This is a genomic window from Desulfovibrio sp. UIB00 (assembly GCF_022508225.1).
Taxonomy (GTDB): domain Bacteria; phylum Desulfobacterota; class Desulfovibrionia; order Desulfovibrionales; family Desulfovibrionaceae; genus Desulfovibrio.
The window spans coordinates 19,083-38,237 of the sequence record NZ_JAETXJ010000002.1 but is presented as its reverse complement, the minus strand read 5'-3'; the positions used below and the strand labels follow the sequence as shown (position 1 = coordinate 38,237).

Annotated in this window: 14 protein-coding genes; 6 read left to right on the top strand and 8 right to left on the bottom strand. The window is 60.3% G+C overall.

The window, feature by feature from the left end; translation table 11 throughout:
* Positions 1-3: 3 nt before the first annotated feature.
* From JMF94_RS02975 to JMF94_RS02940, 8 genes are all read right to left on the bottom strand, one after another.
* Positions 4-1,218: a bifunctional 3,4-dihydroxy-2-butanone-4-phosphate synthase/GTP cyclohydrolase II gene (locus JMF94_RS02975; RefSeq protein WP_240823709.1), complete on the bottom strand. Its 1,215-nt coding sequence runs from the start codon at positions 1,216-1,218 to the stop codon at positions 4-6.
* Positions 1,219-1,382: 164 nt separating this feature from the next.
* A complete protein-coding gene (locus JMF94_RS02970; RefSeq protein ID WP_240823708.1) occupies positions 1,383-2,174 on the bottom strand; it encodes a YkgJ family cysteine cluster protein in 792 nt (263 codons plus the stop codon).
* Between the two features lie 18 nt (positions 2,175-2,192).
* Complete coding sequence (locus JMF94_RS02965) at positions 2,193-5,351, bottom strand: efflux RND transporter permease subunit (protein WP_240823707.1); 3,159 nt, start codon at positions 5,349-5,351, stop codon at positions 2,193-2,195.
* A 126-nt stretch (positions 5,352-5,477) separates the two neighbouring features.
* Complete coding sequence (locus tag JMF94_RS02960; RefSeq protein WP_240823706.1) at positions 5,478-6,230, bottom strand: sulfite exporter TauE/SafE family protein; 753 nt, start codon at positions 6,228-6,230, stop codon at positions 5,478-5,480.
* A 7-nt stretch (positions 6,231-6,237) separates the two neighbouring features.
* The gene (locus tag JMF94_RS02955; protein ID WP_240823705.1) at positions 6,238-7,308 is read right to left on the bottom strand and encodes a CobD/CbiB family cobalamin biosynthesis protein; all 1,071 of its coding nucleotides are present in this window, start codon (positions 7,306-7,308) and stop codon (positions 6,238-6,240) included.
* Positions 7,305-7,778 (bottom strand): tRNA (cytidine(34)-2'-O)-methyltransferase, encoded by a 474-nt coding sequence (locus JMF94_RS02950; protein WP_240823704.1) that lies wholly within the window; start codon positions 7,776-7,778, stop codon positions 7,305-7,307. The genes JMF94_RS02955 and JMF94_RS02950 overlap by 4 nt, the downstream gene beginning before the upstream one ends.
* A 75-nt stretch (positions 7,779-7,853) precedes the next feature.
* Entirely contained in the window at positions 7,854-8,387 is a 534-nt protein-coding gene (locus tag JMF94_RS02945) for a GNAT family N-acetyltransferase (protein ID WP_240823703.1), read from the bottom strand.
* Between the two features lie 280 nt (positions 8,388-8,667).
* Complete coding sequence (locus JMF94_RS02940) at positions 8,668-10,491, bottom strand: hydantoinase/oxoprolinase family protein (RefSeq protein WP_240823702.1); 1,824 nt, start codon at positions 10,489-10,491, stop codon at positions 8,668-8,670.
* Positions 10,492-10,791: 300 nt separating this feature from the next.
* Between JMF94_RS02940 and JMF94_RS02935 the strand changes: the two genes are divergently transcribed.
* From JMF94_RS02935 to dnaK, 6 genes are all read left to right on the top strand, one after another.
* Entirely contained in the window at positions 10,792-11,712 is a 921-nt protein-coding gene (locus JMF94_RS02935; protein WP_022657737.1) for a branched-chain amino acid transaminase, read from the top strand.
* 223 nt (positions 11,713-11,935) lie between these two features.
* On the top strand, positions 11,936-13,945 hold the full coding sequence (dnaX, locus tag JMF94_RS02930) for a DNA polymerase III subunit gamma/tau (RefSeq protein WP_240823701.1): 2,010 nt from the start codon (positions 11,936-11,938) through the stop codon (positions 13,943-13,945).
* Between the two features lie 88 nt (positions 13,946-14,033).
* On the top strand, positions 14,034-14,345 hold the full coding sequence (locus JMF94_RS02925) for a YbaB/EbfC family nucleoid-associated protein (RefSeq protein WP_240823700.1): 312 nt from the start codon (positions 14,034-14,036) through the stop codon (positions 14,343-14,345).
* A gap of 4 nt (positions 14,346-14,349) precedes the next feature.
* Positions 14,350-14,961 carry a recombination mediator RecR gene (recR, locus tag JMF94_RS02920; RefSeq protein ID WP_240823699.1) on the top strand — a complete coding sequence of 204 codons (612 nt, stop codon included), beginning with the start codon at positions 14,350-14,352 and terminating at the stop codon, positions 14,959-14,961.
* Positions 14,962-15,315: 354 nt separating this feature from the next.
* Positions 15,316-16,908 carry a PAS domain-containing methyl-accepting chemotaxis protein gene (locus tag JMF94_RS02915; protein WP_240823698.1) on the top strand — a complete coding sequence of 531 codons (1,593 nt, stop codon included), beginning with the start codon at positions 15,316-15,318 and terminating at the stop codon, positions 16,906-16,908.
* 308 nt (positions 16,909-17,216) lie between these two features.
* The gene (dnaK, locus tag JMF94_RS02910; RefSeq protein ID WP_192112274.1) at positions 17,217-19,133 is read left to right on the top strand and encodes a molecular chaperone DnaK; all 1,917 of its coding nucleotides are present in this window, start codon (positions 17,217-17,219) and stop codon (positions 19,131-19,133) included.
* Positions 19,134-19,155: the final 22 nt, after the last annotated feature.

Genomic DNA, 19,155 nt, shown 5'->3' with positions numbered 1-19,155 from the left:
GATCTAATGGTGGCACGAACATGAAAGCATGTGCGCCATCTTTTCTTTCTTGGTACGCAGATAATTTTCATTCTCCGGGCAGGCTTCCATTTCAATGGGCACCCGCTCCACAATCTCTATGCCGTAACCGGAAAGCCCCACAATCTTTTTGGGGTTATTGGTCAGCAGACGAATCTTGTGGATGCCCAGATCAACCAGCATCTGCGCGCCGGTGCCGTAGTCGCGCAAATCCGGGGGGAAGCCCAGCTTGCGGTTGGCTTCGACCGTGTCGTAACCTTCATCCTGCAAGGCGTAGGCCTTGATCTTGTTGGCAAGGCCGATGCCGCGCCCTTCCTGACGCATGTAGAGCAACGCGCCGCGTCCCTCTTTTTCAATCTGGCGCAGGGCAGCGCCCAACTGGCCGCCGCAGTCGCAGCGCAACGAACCCAGGGCATCGCCCGTGAGGCATTCGCTGTGGATACGGGTCAGCACCGGTTCCGGCGTGGAAAGGTCTCCCTTCACAAGGGCCAGATGCGTGCCGGGTTCATTTTCGCTTTCATAGGCGATAACAGTAAAATCGCCAAAACGCGTGGGCAGGTGGGCCTGCGCCACACGGCGCACCGAAACCTGACCCCGGTCAAGGCGATAGCGGATGAGATCCTTGACTGCGGCAATTTTGAGGCCATGTTCTTCGGCAAAAATTTCGAGGTCGGGCATACGTGCCATTGTGCCGTCGTCGCGCATGATTTCGCAGATGACGGACGCAGGCTTGAGCCCTGCCAGACGGGAAAGGTCAACGCCGCCTTCGGTCTGCCCGGCGCGCGAAAGCACACCGCCAGCCTTGGCCCGCAGGGGGAAGATATGACCGGGGGTGACGATGTCGTCAGGCCGCACATTGTCGGCAACGGCAGCCAGAATGGTCGTGGCGCGGTCGGCTGCGGAAATGCCCGTGGTCACTCCCTCTCGGGCTTCAATGGAAATGGTGAAGTTGGTCCCAAAGCGCGAGCCGTTGCGCTGGGTCATCAGGGGCAATTGCAAGCGGTCAATGATCTCGGGAGCCATAGGCAGGCAGATGAGTCCCCTGCCGAACTTGGCCATAAAATTGATGGCTTCCGGAGTCACATGCTCGGCTGCCATGGTGAGGTCGCCTTCATTTTCGCGGCCTTCGTCATCTACCAGAATAATCATTTTGCCCTGCCGGATGTCGGCAATGGCCTCTTCAATGCTGCACAATGGCATGTTGCTTCCTTCATTGCCCGCCGGGGGGCGTGATTTTTTTACTTTCATCAAAGGTTAGGTACGGAGGCCTGTTCTGTCAACCGCAGGCGGGTTAAGCGCCCCGCGCCTTTCTGCCCGCAAAAGGGGCAGGGCCGCCACGCAGAGGCAATCGCCCGCGCTGTGGGCTAACTGCCCGAAACAGGCTTGAGGCCAACCTCTGCCAGCAGATCCTTGACCGACCTGCCGAACAAAAAGGGCAGCATGGCGCGGGGAACGCCAGCGCGCTCCACGCAAAGTTCGCGAAAGGCCGCGTCCATGCGGGCGGCTTCGCCCAGCTCCGCCACGGCGGCTTCGCGCTCGCTGCCCTCCAGCGGGCCTTGCTCCGCATAACGCTCCACCGTCAGGCCTTGCCCCTGCTGCGGAAAAAATCCCAGTCTGTCGGCCAGTTCAAGCACCGCCCGCACAGAAACCTGCTCTTCATGCGCGCTCACAAGATCAGGCAGCAAGGCCCTGCTGGCAGCACTAAGAGTTGAAAATCCGGGAATCCCGTCGGCCAGCGCGTTCAGAGCCGCATACCGCCCAAGGTGTGAACCCTTGGCAAGCAGGGCCTCCAGCGGCCCGGTGTCCATGCAGAACAGGGCCGTGCATTGCGCAGGGCGCTGTTCATAGATGCCGCAACCCGCGCCTTCACGGTAATAGCGGCAGCGCCAGGGATGCACCCTGCCGCCGGGCCCGGCAATTTTGAGACGTTCCCCCTCCAGAGGGCGCAATGCCTTGCGCGAGTCATCCCGCGCCCACTCCCCGGCGCGCAGACACACCAGAGCTTCCAGTGTCAATGTGCCGGAAACCAGCAATGCGGCGTCGCTCAGCATCAGGGTCGGCCCGCCCAGCAGGCAGCAGGTGCCGCAGCGCCTGCATACAGGTGCACCGCCGGAATCGGCGGGCATGGATGAAAAGGGGGAATTTTGCATACTCATAGGTTCTCCAGGGCCGGATCAGTGCGAAGGCGGAAAGGCTTGCCCGTTCTCCGCATGTTCCTGCCGGTTCTGCTTGAAACGCCCGCCCCAGAGGCGTCCCAGCCTGCGGGAGAGTTTTTCCATATAATAGTAGTACACTGGTGTGATGTAGAGCGTGACCAGCTGCGAAAAACACAGCCCGCCCACCACCGCCAGACCCAGCGCGCGGCGGGCGTCGGCCCCCGCGCCAATGCCCACGGCAATGGGCAGCGCGCCCATGAGCGCGGCCACGGTGGTCATCATAATTGGCCGAAAGCGCACATGACAGCCCTGGGTAATGGCCGCCAGCGGGTCAAGGGCCGGATCATTCTTCTGCGCTTCCAGTGCGAAATCAAGCATCATGATGGCATTTTTCTTTACGATGCCGAGCAGCATGATGATACCCACAAAGCCGTACAGATCAAGCTCCATGCCGAACAGCCACAGGGTCGCCAGCGCGCCAAAGCCAGCCGACGGCAAGCCGGAAAGGATGGTGAACGGGTGGATGAAGCTCTCGTACAAAATGCCCAGCACAAGATAAATGACCACAATGGCCAGCACAAGCAGCCAGCCCATACCCTTGAGCGAACTCTGGAAGGCCTGTGCCGTACCCTGCGATTCGGCGGTCACAGTATCGGGCAGCAGCGGGCGCGCCGCCGCCTCCACCGCGCCCACGCCCTGACTGAGCGAAATACCGGGGCGCAGGTTGTACGAGATGGTCACCGATGGGAACTGCCCGTTGTGGTTGACCGCGATGGGGCCGACCCCAGTGGAAAGCTGGGCCAGGGTACTCAGCGGCACAAGATCGCCGCTCTTGGAACGCACGTAGAGCCGTGAAAGGGCCGAGCGGTCTTTCTGGAAGGGCTTTTGCAATTCCACAAAGACAGAATAGTCGTCCGTAGGGGCGTAAATTGTCGAAACCTCACGCGAGCCGTAGGCCGATTGCAGGGCCAGCTCTATCTGCTGCGGGGTCACGCCTAGCGCTGCGGCGCGGTTGCGATCAATGGTCACGCGCAGTTCTGGATTCTTGAGTTGCAGATCGCTGTTAACGTCCTGCAATTCCGGCAGCTTGCGCAGGGCATCCTCAATGCGTTGGGCGCTTTCAAAAAGCGAACCCATATCCGGCCCAAACAGCGTGTATTGATACAGGGCCTTGGACGCACGGCCGCCAATGCTGATGGTTGGCGGCACACGCACAAATACGCGCATGGAAGGCGAGGTGTTGAGATCCTTGCGCAGCTTCTGGGCCACGGTCTCAATGCCGGGGCGTTTATCGTGCTCCGCCAGCCGCATGAGCAGAATGCCGTTGTTCATGCTCTGGCTGCCGCCCACAATGCCCACAATGGAGTTGTAGGCCGCCACATGGGTGGATGATTCCAGCATGGGGTCAAGGCTGTGCTGCGCCCGCACCATGCCCTCAAAGGACACGCCCTGCTCCGCCTCGGTGCTGGCCTGCAACAGGCCCATGTCTTCCGTGGGCAAAAAGCCCTTGGGAATGACCATGCCCAGCCATACTGTCAGGGCCAACAGGCCAAACGAGGCCAACAGGGTAATACGCCGATGGCGCAACGCCACATCAAGCGAACGGGCGTACAGGTCGGCCAGCCTGTCAAAACATCGTTCAAGCGCGCCGTACAGCCCGCTCACGGCGGGCTTGTGCCCGGCCATGTTCCGCCCCTGCGCCTTTAAAAAATAGGCGCAAAGCATGGGCGTGAGCGTGAGCGATACCACGCCGGAACTCAGGATCGCGGCAATGATGACCACCGCGAATTCACGGAACAGCCGCCCCACAATACCCCCCATGAACAGCACGGGAATGAACACCGCCGCCAGCGAGAGCGTCATGGAAACAATGGTGAAGCCGATCTCCGCCGAGCCGTCAAAGGCCGCAGTCTGTGGGTCCTTGCCCATTTCCTGATGGCGCACGATGTTTTCAAGCATGACGATGGCATCGTCCACCACAAAGCCCACGGCAAGAGTCAGGGCCATGAGCGAGAGGTTGTCCAGGCTGTAGCCCAGCACAGACATGACGGCAAAGGTCGAAATGACCGACATGGGCAGGGCAAGGCTGGGAATGATCGTGGCGGGCAGGTTACGCAAAAAGATAAAAATAACCAGCACCACCAGAAACACAGTGAGTACCAGTGTGAACTTTACGTCCGCCACGGATTCACGGATGGATTCCGAGCGGTCGTAAAAAACCTCCACCTTGGCGGAGGGCGGCAACTGCTTTTCCAGCGCGGGCAGCAGGGCGCGGATGGAATCCACCACCTGCACGGTATTGGTGCCGGGCTGGCGCTCAACGGCCAGCATGATGCTGGGTGCGCCGCCGTTGCTCCAGGTGAGCTGCTTGTCCTGTTTGAAGCTGTCCACCACTTCGCCCAGATCGCGCAGGCGCACGGGCGCGCCGTTGCGGTAGGCCACCACCGCGTCACTGAAGGCCCGGGCGTTCATAAGCTGGCCCGAAGACTTGATGGAATCAGCCCGGTGCGCCCCTTCCAGGGAACCTGTGGGCAACATGCTGTTGGCTGCGGCCACGGCTTCGGCCACCTCGTCAATGCCAAGACCCCGCGTAGCCAGCTCGTCCGGGTTCAGTTGCACGCGGACGGCGTACTGCTTCTGCCCGTAAATGACCACCTGGGCCACGCCGTCCACCATGGAAAGGCGCTGACCTATGAGCGTGTCCGCGTATTCATTGAGCACATAGAGCGGCAAGGTGGCAGACGATACGCGCAGTTGCAGGATGGGCAGATCGGCAGGGTTCACCTTGCGGAAGCTCGGCGGCACGGTCATGTTGGAGGGCAGACGGCGCTGGGCAAGGCCGATGGCCGACTGCACGTCCAGAGCCGCCGCATCGATATTGCGGTCAAGGGCAAACTGAATGGTGATGCGTGTGCGGCCCGTGGAATTGACCGATGAAATGGAATCGATGCCCGCAATGGTGAAGAATTCTTTTTCCAGCGGCGTAGCCACGGAGGAAGCCATGGTTTCCGGGTCGGCCCCGGCAAGCTCGGCCTGCACCTGAATGGTGGGAAAATCCACCGTGGGCAACTGATTTACGGGCAGATTGCGGTACCCCGACACGCCAAAAAACAGCATGCCCAGCATTATCAGCACAGTGGCCACAGGGCGGCGGATAAAAAGCGCGGCAATATTCATGCGGCCCCCTCGGGGAATGCAATGGACGGCACACGTGCCTTGCGGCAAAAAGGCAGCCCGAATCAGGTTTGCCCGTGGAAAACAATCAACGTCTGAGCCACTCGCCTTGCGGCGCACAAAACATGGTTAAAACATCTTGAGTATGACAGGCTCCAGCTCCCGCACAAGCAGGAACAGGCCCAGCAAACAGCACACGCCTCCAATGAGGGTGCGCAGCATGCCCGTGGGCGTGCGTTTTGCCAGAACAACACCGCCAGCAAAACCTGCAATTTCAAGAATGCAGACTATCGGCAACAGGGCAAAATCCACATGGCCGTCAGCTATATTGCCCACAGTGCCAAACACGGCTGTAACCACCTGATACGGCATGGCAAGGCCCACAGCCGTCATGGGGGCAACACCGGCGGCTATCATCCACGGGATGGTCAGCACCGGGCCGCCAGCGCCGGTCATGCCCGCCAGAAAGCCAGTGCTCGCCCCGATGAAGAAAAACCCCGCCCTGCTCTGCCAAAAAACGCTGCCGCCAGCCTTGGGGGGGCGCAATACGCAAAAGCCTGCAAACAGGATGATGCCCGCCAGCAAAATTACCAGCGGCTTTGCGTTGATGCTGGCGTTGAGCACGGCTCCGGGCAGAGCCGCAAGGCCGCCAATCATAAAGGGCGTGGCCCGCGACCAGTCCACATGGCCCAAACGGCGGTACATGACGGTTCCCACCAGCCCAATGGGCAAAAAGGACGCCAGCGCCGTCCCCATGGCCTCGTGCGGCTCAAGCCCGCTCAGCAGGATCAGCCCGGGAGGAACAAGGATACCGCCTACGCCCGTGAGCCCAACCAGAATACCCACCAGCAGGCATACAGCACCCAGCGCTATTAACAACATATCTTCCTCAAAAAATAGGCAGACTGACCACCATGAAGCATAGCCAGAGCGTCAGTCCCCCACACAAGGCGCTATAGCGCAAGAGTTCACAAAGCGCCAGCAAGCGCTTGCTATCCCAAGGCTCGGCCTCGTCCTGTTCTGGCCCAAGCCAGGGTTTTGGCGTCAGCGTGCCAAAGTACACGGACGGCCCCCCCATGCGCGCCCCACACAACCATGCGCAGACCGTCATGGACCAGCCCGAATTGGGGCTTGGCATGCCTACGGCCTGCTGAGCCACAATCCGGAAACCGGGCCAGCGGCCTTGCCACAGGCGCGAGGGCCGCATCTTGCCGGGCAAAAACCGCAGATAACGTTCACAGATGGCTACGCATCTGTCCGCAAGACAGGCCGCGCAGGCCGACAAACGGGCAGGAATGTAGGCCAGCGTATCATCGCCGCGCGCCCCGGCCCAGCCCAGCCAGAGCCACTTTTCGGTCACGTAGCCCCACATGGAATCAGTTGTGCTCACGGCCTTGTAGCACCACATGGCCACAGGCCCGCCCACGAGCAGCCAGAAAAAAGGAGCCATAAAGGCGTCCGTGAGATTTTCAGAAAGCGTATCGGCCAGAGTTTTGCGCATGAGGGGGCGATCCATGCTGGAAGTGTCCCTGCTGACCAGCCACGAAAGCGCTTCGCGCGCTTGCGGCTCGTCATAGTGTTCCACCCGGCGCAGCACCTCCTGCCCGGTGCGCAGCAAGCTGCCCAGAGCCAGCCCGGCCCAGGCCAGATACAGGGCCAGCAACGGACCAACTACCGGCAAGGAAACCAGCCCCCACGCAACCGCGCCTGTCAGGCTCACAAGCACTGCCAGGGCAACTGCCCCGGCAAAGCGCCCGCGCTGGCGTTCGGCATCCGGCCCGTTCTTGCGCATAAAACGCCGCGCCGGAGCTTCCAGCCAGTCCAGCAGCTTGCCCACCGCGCAAACAGGATGCCGCCACGGCAAGTCAGGGTCGCCCAGCCAGAGATCAAAAATCAGGGCCAGAGGGGCAAGCCACCAGCATTCCCACGCGGAATAGGGGAATAGCTGCGCCAGACTCACGCCCAATCCTCCATGAGGCCGGTACGGGCCAGGGCCATGTACAGCACAATGCCCGCCGATGTGGAAAGATTGAGGCTGCGCACGCGGCCCTCCAACATGGGAATACGGATGCGGTGGGGCGAAAGCTCCAGGATTTCCTGCGGCAGACCGCGTGTTTCCGGCCCGAACACGAGGCAGTCTTCCGGCTCAAAGGCAAACTGGTGGGCCGGGGCGCTGACCTGCCCTTTCTTGGCCGAGGTCAGCACAAGGCGCGCGCCCTGCTGCCCCTGCGCCGCAAAGGCGGCCCAGTCGGGCCAGACGCGCAGCCGCACGTTGGGCCAGTAATCCAGCCCTGCGCGCTTGAGGTAGCGGTCTTCAAGCTTGAAGCCCAGAGGCTCAATGAGGTTCAGGGTGGTATCCGTGGCGGCGCACAGTCGGGCGATATTGCCTGTATTGGGGGGGATTTCCGGCTCAAAAAGAACTATCTGCATGGTGTAGCTGACTGGTGGTAATAATGTGAATGGCTCAGACTGGGAGTGCCAGTCATATTGCCGTGGCAAACATATCTAGTTGGCCTCCCCCGCGAGGGACAGGCGCATGCCGATGCGGCTGGTCAGGCCGCAGCGCTTTTCTTCTTCAAGAATATCCTTGAGAAACAGGGGAGTGTCCGCATCTTCCAGCGCCGTGAAGCCCAACCGGGCGTAAAATGGCGCATTCCAGGGCACGTGGGTAAACGTTGTCAGATAGAGGGCGGGCATTCTGCGCTGCCGCAAGCCCTCCGCAACCTGCCCGATGAGGGCTGCGCCTATGCCTTTGCGCATGTGGTCGGGGTGCACGTCAATCTGGGCCAGCAGGGCGGCATGGTCAACCAAACGCACATAGGCGTAGCCCACAGGATTGCCCGCTTGATCAAGGGCCGCCCAGAGAAGGCCGTTTTGAACAGCTTCATGCAGTTTGTCCACAGGCGTGAAATCAGAACGGATGTGATCCGGTATGGAGCCTGAAGGAAAAATCCCCGCAGCGGCTACTTCGATAGCCGCCAGCAGGGGCACACGGTCTGCCGATGCCTGCTCTATGATGTATCCCTGAGGAATTTTCATATCAATCCGCCGCGCTACTCGTGTCAATTCCGGCAACCAGGGCTTCAATTCTTTGAAACTCACCCCGACAAGGTATGTCTGCACTGAACGCCTTTTGCTCTCCGCCGAAATTCTGAAACCCTTGTCTCTTCGTGAGCGGGTGCGCCGTGCGATGGATTTTGTTCTCCGGCAAGGAAAAATATTGCCCGTGGAGGGAGTGTACATAACGGTACTCGACCGACACCGGGCAATATTTTGACGCAGCCGGAGGGCAAGAGCCACGCACGGAGCACCCGTTCACCTAACCAACCTTGGCGGAGAGACCAGGCACAACCTGACAAACAACGCGAATATCCTTGCTGCCAAAGCCCGCATCGTCCAGCGTGGCGAAGATGTCTGCCTCGGTCACTTCCACCCGCGCGCCGCTGACGCCTGCCGCCTCCAGCCTTTCGCGCAGCAGGGCGCTGGCTCGCTGGCGGGCTTCGTTCAGGCTGTAGCCCTTGCCGATGCGCTCGGTCAATTCAACGGCCGGGATTGTCAGCACGCAGCGCCCGGTATCGGCGTAGAGTTCCAGTGCGTCTGTGGGCAGGGTCAGAGCCGCGCCCACGGCATTGGCAACATCCGCATGCGGCGGCGTTTCCACGGGCAAGTTCAGAGCTTTGGACATGCGCCGGACAACGCAGGCCGCAGGACCGCCCACCAGCCACACGTGCTGCGGGCGCGCCTCGCGCACGGCCTTGAGTGCCGCCAGGGTGTAAATGGGGCGGGCGTTGATGCCATCGGTCAGGGCGCGGGCAGCGGCAGCCACCTGCGCAAGGGCATCGTCTGCGGCCATTTGAGCCAAAGATTCCGGGGACAGACCGTATTCTGCGGCCAGTGCAGCAATGCCCGCCGTGGATGCGGTCGCATCGCCCGCCACGGCATCCCCGCCATTGATACCCTGCGCGCCAGCCGAGCCAGCGGCAAAATTCAATACGTTCAGAGCATCCAGCAGGGTGGGACGGGAACCGCCAAAGGCCATGGCCGGGCCTTCGCGCAGGGGGCCGACCTGAACCGGGCGCGCAGCACCGGGCGCGGCATCCACCGTAAGCAGCGAATCGCCGCCCACGCCTATGGAAACCGAAGCCAGAGCGCGCACAAGGGTGCGCCGTCCCTTGAGCAGCATACCGTCCCTGTCCACCACCGGGGAGCCGTCCACAAAGAGCGCCATGTCCGTAGTGGTGCCGCCCATGTCGAGCAACAGGGAGCAGCCCTGCCGCATGGCCTTGCTGCCGCCGCACAGGGCGAGCACGCCCATGACGCTGGCCGCAGGGCCGGAAAGTATGGACTGCACAGGCTCCTGGCGCGAAAGCGTCAGTGGCACCGCCCCTCCGTCCGCCTTGAGCAGACGCACGGAAGCTGTAATGCCAGCCTCGGCAAGGGCTGCCTCCACAGCATTCAGAAATTCATTGTGCAGGCGCTGCACGGCGGCGTTGAAATAGGCTGTTGCCATGCGCCGGGGAAAGTTGAGCCGCCCCGAGAGCCTATGCCCCATAGTTATGGACATCAGCGGCGCAGCCGACCGCACGACCTCGGCCATGGACAGATCGTGCGCGGCATTGCGAGGCGAAAATTTGCCCACGCAGGCCACGACGGCAACACCTGCGGCCTCCCATTCCCTGACAGCGGTGGGCAAGGAAGCTGTGCGCAGGGGGCTGACCTCCACGCCCCGGTGATCCAGCCCGCCGGGAACAATACAGACATGCGCGCCCATTGCAAAATGGTGCGGGTCAAGCCCCGGCCCGGCGGAAAGCACCAGCCCCACAGGGTCTGCGCGATCCTGCACCAGGGCGTTGACGGCCAGGGTCGCCCCCAGTGTCACGCGTGAAATAGCGCCAAAATCGCAATCAGGAGCAGCCTTTGCCAAGGCGGCAAGCACCTCGCGCACAGATGCGGGCAGATTGTCGTGACGGGTGCGCGCCTTGGCGCTGGCCACCAACCGGGCGGAGGGCAAAGCCTCCGCACCCAATCCTGCTGCACAAATTTCACCCGGAGCCTGCTCCTCTGCGGCGGCATCGCAGGCAAGCAGCACGGCGTCTGTGTGCGTGCCCCCGGCGTCAATACCCAGCACATATGTTTCGCTCATAATTCCGGCCTCATAATACTTGTTTGCTGCCCTGAACATACGGCATCGCCCCCCGCAGGGCCAGCCCTTATTATTTGGACAGTTTTCAGGCGTCCTTACCCGCCCTGCCCCGCCGCGCATCCCCCTTGCCTGTTCCATGTGCTCGCTCCATGCGCCCGCAATTGTGGATATTCTTTCTCCCACTGGCGCAATTGCTTGCCATATGCGGTCATTTTCAGTAGATTTTTGCTCTTGCGGCAACCGCCGGGACTGCCCCGGCGCGCCCGCGTCTTATACAGCAGGCTACTGCGGAGGAAAGCCATGCAGAACGCAAAGTTTATCTGGTTTGACGGAAAAATGCTCCCTTCTGAACAAGCACAGGTTCATGTGCTGACCCACGCCTTGCATTACGGCAGCGCCGTATTTGAAGGTATTCGCGCATACGCCTGCGCCGACGGCACTTCTGCCGTATTCCGTCTGGAAGACCACTGCAAGCGCCTAATTAACTCCGCTAAGATTATGCGCCTGGAAGTACCCTTCACGGCTGAACAGCTCGTAGCCGCCTGTATTGAGACCCTCAAGGCCAACAAACTGCCCGAAGGTTACGTGCGCCCCCTTTCTTTTGTGGGCCACGGCGAAATGGGCGTCTACCCTGGCAACAACCCGGTGCAGACCATCATCGCCGCCTGGGCCTGGGGCGCGTACCTTGGCGCAGAAGCTCTTGAAAAGGGCATCCGCGTCAAGACCAGCAGCTTTGCCCGCAGCCATGTGAATACCAGCATGTCCAAGGCCAAGGCCGCCGGCAACTACATCAACTCCATCCTTGCCAAGGTGGAAGCCAAGGAAGACGGCTATGACGAAGCCGTGATGCTCGACACCAACGGCTACGTTTCCGAAGCCACGGGCGAAAACATCTTTATCGTGCGCGACGGCGTGATCAAGACCACGCCCTGGACGTCCATTCTGGGCGGCCTCACGCGCGATTCCGTCATGAAGCTTGCCCGAGACCTCGGCTACACTGTGGAAGAACAGCAGTTCACCCGCGATGAATTCTACATCGCTGACGAAGCGTTCTTTACCGGCACGGCGGCTGAAATCACCCCCATCCGCGAGCTTGACCACCGCCAGATCGGCGTTGGACACGCTGGCCCGGTGACCAAGCATCTGCAGAAAGAATACTTTGCCATCGTCAAGGGCGAAAATCCCAAGTACGAAGGCTGGCTGCACCGCTTTACCATTTAGTGCAGACAAACGGCGGGCTACAATGCCGTCGTTTACAAGATATGCATCCGGCAGTTCCGCCCTCGCGGGGCTGCCGGATGCCAGACAGAAAACAAGCCCGGTCGCGTTGTAATTCGGCGCAGCACGGACACAACAGGTAACAGCCTTTCCTGCGGGTTCGCGCGCAGCGCAATCCGGGACTGCCCGACAGCCCGTTGGTCATCATTCAAAGGCAACGAGCGCCATGAAACATCTTTCCCTCGCCGCACGATACAGGCCGCAAAACTTCGCTCAGGTAGCAGGACAGGACATGGTCAAAGCCGTCCTTTCCCGTGCTGCGGCTGAAGACAGGCCCGCAGCCGCCTATCTTTTGAGCGGCACTCGCGGCGTGGGCAAAACTACCATTGCCCGCATTTTTGCCAAGGCGCTCAACTGTCAGCACGCACCGGGGCCGGAACCGTGCAACCAGTGCGAGCAGTGCCGCAAGATCACTCAGGGCGTACATGTTGACGTGACCGAGATCGACGGCGCTTCCAACAACAGCGTGGAAGACGCCCGCTCCCTGCGCGAAACCATCGGCTACGCGCCCATGGAAGGCCGCTACAAGATTTTCATCATTGACGAAGCCCACATGCTTACCCGCAACGCCTTCAACGCGTTGCTGAAAACGCTGGAAGAGCCGCCGGAACGCGTGGTCTTTATCTTTGCCACCACCGAGGCGCACAAGTTCCCCATCACCATTGTGAGCCGCTGCCAGCATTTTGTGTTTCGCCACCTGAGTGAAGACGCGCTCTTTGCCCACCTCACCGCCGTGCTGCGCAAGGAAAACGCGGCCTTTGAAGAGGGGGCCGTACGGCTTATTGCGCGCAGGGCTGCGGGCAGCGTGCGCGACAGTATGTCGTTGCTGGATCAGACCCTCGCCCTTGGCGGCGAGGAACTCACCGTTGCAGCCACCCGGCAGGTGCTCGGACTCGCAGGGCAGGAACTGTTTGCGGAGCTGTTTACCGCCCTGCAAGGGCAGGATTGCGCGGCAGTGGCAAACCTGTGTGGGCAGATATTGCAGCAAGGCGTGGATATTGGATTTTTCATGCGGGAGCTTGCAGGCAATCTGCGCAACCTTTTTTTACTGCGCCAGAGCGGTCAGGCCATTGTGCCGAGCCTGCGCCTTCCTGCAGACGAGGCAGCCCTGTGGCAGGGCATTGCCCCGCAATTTTCTGCCGCGCATCTGCACGCGGCATGGCAGATGGCCCTTGACGCGCAGCGCGGCATAGTGCAAAGCCCGGAACCAGCAGCCGCGCTTGAACTGCTTTTGCTCAACCTTGCCCTGCTGCCGCAGTTGCTGCCCGTTGGGCAAGCCACGCCCGGCCCCGTTGGGCAGGCTGGTGGAGCCGGACAGGGAACCCAGCAGGCTCATGCCGTGCCCCCCTCTGCGCAGCGGATGGAAAGCAGTGCGGGAATGCCAACCGGAAACGCGCAAATGGCGCAATCCCGCCCCAGGGATGCCGCCACGGTGCAGCACGCCGCCAATGATGCGGACGATACGGAATCTGACGAGCCTGACGCGGCCCCAAATTTTGCACCCCCTACGCACCGCCCCTGGCGGCCCGGTGCGCAAACAGGAGCAGCGCAACCAGACCAGAACAGCCCTGCTTATGGCGGGCCTGACCAGGGTTGCTCAAGCCAGGACGGCTCAAATCTGGGCAGTCCAGGCCAGAAGGCCCCCCGTCAGGAAGATTCTGGCTCCCGAAATTTCGGGCAAGATGATTCTGGACAAAATGGAACTGGTTCCAGAGGTTCTGACCAGCCGGACTCCGGCGCAAGCCTCGCTGGCGGGCAAGGCTTCAACCAAAGCGGCGCGGGCATATCAGGCCAGAGCAAGCAGGAAGGTCAGGCAGCCTGCAACTGGGTGGCATTTTGTGATTTTTGCTCTTCATGGCAAGATGCCGGGCGCGACATGCCGCGCCAGCATTTGCTTCGCAGCGTGAGCGCCACATGGACGGACGGGATTTTACGCCTCTCCCCCAAGGCTGAAACCCAGTTGTTCCAGCTTGAGCGCGGACGCGAGGAGCTGACAGCAGCTCTGACCGCCTACGGCGCAGGGCAGACGCAGCTGGAACTCGTGGCGCCCCGGCCCTATCGCCCAGAGGCGGAACTTATTGAAGAATTCAGCCAGAGGCCCGAGTTGCAGCCCTGCCTTGAAGTGCTGAACGCACGGGTCAAAGGGTGCCGCCCGGTGGATCAGGACAACCGCTGAGCCCGCTGACAACTGGAAAAAACTTTCCGCGTCCGCCCGGCCCACGCCGCCGGAACCGGAAGCATGCAACAGACGCAAGGAGAAACACATGCGGAACATGAACGACATTCTGCGCCAGGCGCAGGTTATGCAGAACAAGATTGCCAAACTCCAGCAGGAACTGGGCGAGCACAGCTACGAAGCCAGCAGCGGCGGCGGCATGGTCAAAGCCGAAGTTTCCGGCAAGCAGGAACTGCGCAAGCTGGTCATTGATCCCAAGGCCCTTGAAGGCAACGATGTTGAAATGCTCCAGGATCTTATCCTGGCCGCTGTTAACGAAGCCGGTCGCATCGCCCGCGAAACCATGGAGCGCGAAATGAGCTCCATCTCCGGCGGCATCAAGCTGCCCGGCCTTTTCTAGAGCCATGCACGATCGGATTCCCGAACCGCTCAAGGCCCTGGTAGAGCAACTTTCGCGTCTGCCGGGCCTTGGCCCCAAATCCGCCATGCGGGCCGCCATGGCCCTGCTCAAATGGCCGGAAGCCGAAACTCGGCGTCTTGGGCGCGGCATTCACGACCTGCGCGACAATCTGCACCTCTGCTCGCGCTGCGGCGGGCTTTCTTCCACTGACCCCTGCACCGTCTGTTCCGATACGGAGCGCGCCCGCGATACGCTCTGCCTTGTGACGGAATGGGACAGCATGCTCACGCTGGACGAGGGCGGCTTTTATCACGGCCAGTATCTAATTCTGGGCGGTCTGCTCGCTCCTCTTGAGCGCATGGACTCCGACAGCCTCGACATGGACAGGCTTGTGAAACGCCTGGGCGAGGGCGAAGTGCAAGAACTTATTCTAGCCCTGGGTGCGACGCTTGAGGCTGAGAATACGGCTTCCTTCATCCGGCAGATGGTGCGCAGGCAGTTCCCCGCCGTGCGCGTTTCGCGCCTTGCACAGGGTATCCCCCTTGGGGCCGAAGTAAAATTTATGGACAAAGAAACCCTGCGACAATCCCTGCAATTCCGGCAGGATCTCTCCTGACATCCCACATACCCAACTCAGCGACTCGTCTTTTTTTTCACTCCGGTATAAATTTTTCGATGATTCTGCCGTAAGAAGGGCAACACGGAGACTTTCTGCGTTGCCCTGCAATGCGTTTGTGATTTGTGCACATTTGCGCAATCTCCTTGTTTTTCTGCCTCCCAGCATATACTATTGGATAAATAATATATGCTACGTGTTTTGCCAAAGACATATGCATCGTAAAAACTTTCAGGAATCTCAGTGGGATGGTTTCTGTTTGCGCGCTGCATTTCTTTGCACTGGCCAACTGACAGCGCCCGGGCCAAATGGCGTTTGCCAGCAAATCAAAGGCGCAGGATGAGGTTCCATTCCATGAACATGACTTTGGCTTATCGGATTATCTTTGTTTTTGTCGCGGGTCTCGTGCTGGCCTGTATGGCCATGCTCATCGGTTTTAATATGGTTCTGGGCGACACCCTGTCCGGCGCTGCCGCCCTGAAAGCCCTGCTGATTGGTGGCGGCTTTACACTCCTGCTAGCCGTTGCTGGCTCTTTTTTTATCTGCAACAGGCTCTGCCCCATCCGTAAAATTGTGCTCTACGCCAAAGCCATTGCCGCTGGCGATGAAAAAGCAAAGCTGGACATAGACCGCTCCGACTGCCTGGGGCACATGGCCACGGCCCTGCAAGAAATGGTTGCCAAGCTCGAAGGCCAGGCCCACTGGTATGAGAGCATACTCAATACCCTGCCCCTTTCCATTTCGGTAACAGATAACGACATGGTCTGGACATTCTGCAACAAGGTCGCGCTCGAGAGCATGAATAAATCCTGTCAGGGCGATGTGGTGGGCAAGCACTGCTCGGAAAAGCAGGGCAACATCTGCAACACGCCGCAGTGCGGCATTGAGCAGCTGCGCCTGGGCAACAAGCAGGTTCTCAATGAAATGCCCAATGGCAAAACCATGAAGATCATGCTCGACTTTTTGCAGGACCGACGAGGCAACGTGGTGGGCCATGTGGAAATTGGCGAGGACATCACCGAACGCATCGCTCTTGAAAAGAAAGCTGATCAAGCCGCGCACAAGGCCCGCATGGAAACAGTGAACCAGCTTGAGGGTGTTGTGGAAACATTGCAGCATGCCGCCAACACTCTCGACAAATCACTCAACGATGTGCGCGACAAGTCCGGCACGGTGGCCGACCGCATGGCAGAAACCGCCACTGCCATGGACGAAATGAACTCCACCGTGCTTGAAGTGGCCCACAACGCAGACGGCGCTGCCGATGCGGCCAATTCCGTGCAGGGACACGCCCAGGAAGGCGCGGACATTGTGCTGCGCACCATCAAGAATATGCAGGAAGTGCAGGGCAAGGCCTCTGGCCTCAAGGGCGAGATGAGCACGCTGGACAAACAGGCAAGGGACATTGGCGCAGTGCTGACGCTTATCCGCGATATTGCCGACCAGACAAATCTGCTTGCCCTTAACGCCGCCATTGAAGCAGCCCGCGCTGGCGATGCTGGCCGTGGCTTTGCAGTGGTGGCGGACGAAGTGCGCAAACTGGCCGAAAAAACCATGAGCGCCACCAGCGAGGTGGAAAAAGCCATTGCCGCCATTCAGGAAGGCACCAGCAAAAGCGCCACCACAGTGGATCACACTGTCAATTCCATTGAAGAAGTGAGCCATATGGCGCAGGAATCGGGCCACTCGCTTGATCTTATCTCAAACCTTGCCGGCGATTCCAGCAGCCGGGTTTCCGCCATTGCCACGGCAGCCACCCAGCAGTCGGCTGCCTCGGAAGAAATCAACCGCAATATTGCCGAGGTCAACACGCTGAGCGCCCGGATAGCCGAGGCCACCAATGCCGCCGCCAGTCAGGTGCGTGATCTTGCTGCTCAGGTCAATATTGTAACGGGCATCCTTGACGACATACGCAAGGACGACAAAAAACATGCAGCCAAGGCGTAATCCATAAAATTACCGGGCACCAGGGCCTGACATAATTCAGCCGCCGGAGTACGCTTCCGGCGGCTTTTTTTTATGCTGCTCGCGGGAAAAAACGTCAGAGTTACGCTTGCAACCCACCACTTGCGCAAGTTTTTTGATTTTTTTTGCCCAACCGCTCTGGACGATAACGGAGAAGGACTTACATATTGTTCGCGCCCAACCAATGGCGCTGATTTTCCCGCGCTCGCCGCCGTTTGCGCACTCCCTGAGGCCCCTCGGAGGTGGTAGCGCGAAGCGCACAGAGAAGTTTTCCTGAGGAGGATTCAGATATGTCCAAGATCATAGGCATCGACCTGGGTACCACGAACTCCTGCGTCTACGTCATGGAGGGCAAGGACCCCAAGTGCATCACCAATCCCGAAGGTGGCCGTACCACTCCTTCCGTGGTCGCCTTTACAGATAAGGAACGTCTGGTTGGCGATATCGCCAAGCGCCAGGCCGTCACCAATCCCAAGCGTACGGTTTTTGCCATCAAGCGCCTCATGGGCCGTAAATTTGAAAGCCCTGAAGTTGGCCGCTGGAAAGAGCATTCGCCCTACGCCATCGTCAAGGCCGCCAATGATGACGCTGGCGTGGAAGTGGATGGCCGCACCTACAGCGCGCCTGAAGTTTCGGCCATGATTCTGGCCAAGCTGAAGGCCGATGCGGAAGCATACCTCGGCGAAACCGTTACAGAAGCGGTCATCACCGTGCCCGCCTACTTTAACGACGCCCAGCGTCAGGCCACCAAGGACGCGGGCCGCATCGCCGGTCTTGACGTCAAGCGTATCATCAACGAGCCCACTGCGGCCTCGCTGGCGTACGGCGCTGACAAAAAGGCCAACGAAAAGATCGCGGTGTTCGACCTCGGCGGCGGCACCTTTGATATTTCCATCCTTGAAGTTGGCGACAACGTTGTGGAAGTGCGCGCCACCAATGGCGACACCTTCCTCGGCGGCGAAGACTTTGACCAGCGCGTCATCAACTTCCTGGTGGAAGAGTTCAAGCGTGAAAACGGCATTGACCTTGCCAAGGACAGCATGGCCCTCCAGCGCCTGAAAGAAGCCGCTGAAAAGGCCAAGAAAGACCTTTCCACCTCCATGGAGGCCGAGGTCAACCTGCCCTTTATCACTGCCGACCAGAACGGCCCCAAGCACATGCTCATCAAGATTGGCCGCGCCAAGCTTGAATCGCTGGTCAGCGACCTTGTTGACCGCACCATTGAGCCTTGCAAAAAGGCCCTGGCAGACGCTGGCATGAGCGCCTCGCAGATTGATGAAGTCATTCTTGTGGGCGGCATGACCCGTATGCCTCTGGTGCAGAGCGTGGTGGGCAAGTTCTTTGGCAAGGAGCCCAACCGCTCCGTGAACCCGGACGAAGTTGTGGCCATGGGCGCTGCCATTCAGGGCGGCATCCTCACCGGCGACGTCAAGGACGTGCTGCTGCTCGACGTGACCCCGCTTTCCCTTGGTATCGAAACCATGGGCGGAGTGTTCACCAAGCTGATCGACCGCAACACCACCATCCCGACGCGTAAAAGCCAGGTGTTCACCACTGCGTCCGACAACCAGCCCTCGGTGTCCATCCACGTGCTTCAGGGCGAGCGCCCCATGGCGCCCGACAACATGACCCTGGCCCGCTTTGACCTGGCTGGAATTCCCCCGGCGCCCCGTGGCGTGCCGCAGATCGAGGTGTCTTTTGACATCGACGCCAACGGCATCGTGAACGTGTCCGCCAAGGACATGGGCACCGGCAAGGAACAGTCCATCAAGATCACGGCTTCTTCCGGCCTGTCGGAAGACGACATCCAGCGTCTGGTGCGCGAGGCTGAAACCCACGCCACGGACGACAAGAAGAAGCAGGAACTGATTGAAGCGCGCAACCACGCGGACAGCCTGATCTATGGCACGGAGAAATCCCTGACCGATCTGGGCGACAAGGCAGATGCAGCGCTCAAGAGCGACATTGACGGCAAAATCGCCGCTCTGCGCAAGCTCATGGAAGGCGAAGACGCCGCAGCTATCAAGGCTGCCACCGACGACCTCGCCAAGACCTCACACAAGCTTGCCGAACAGCTCTATCAGCAGCAGGCCCAGCAGACTGGCGGTCAGCCCGGCGCAGAGGCCGGAGCAGCAGGCGCAGGCCAGCAGCACGGCAATGCGGGCGATGATGTTGTGGACGCAGACTACACTGAAGTGAAGAAATAAGGGCAAGGGCAGCTCGGCGGCA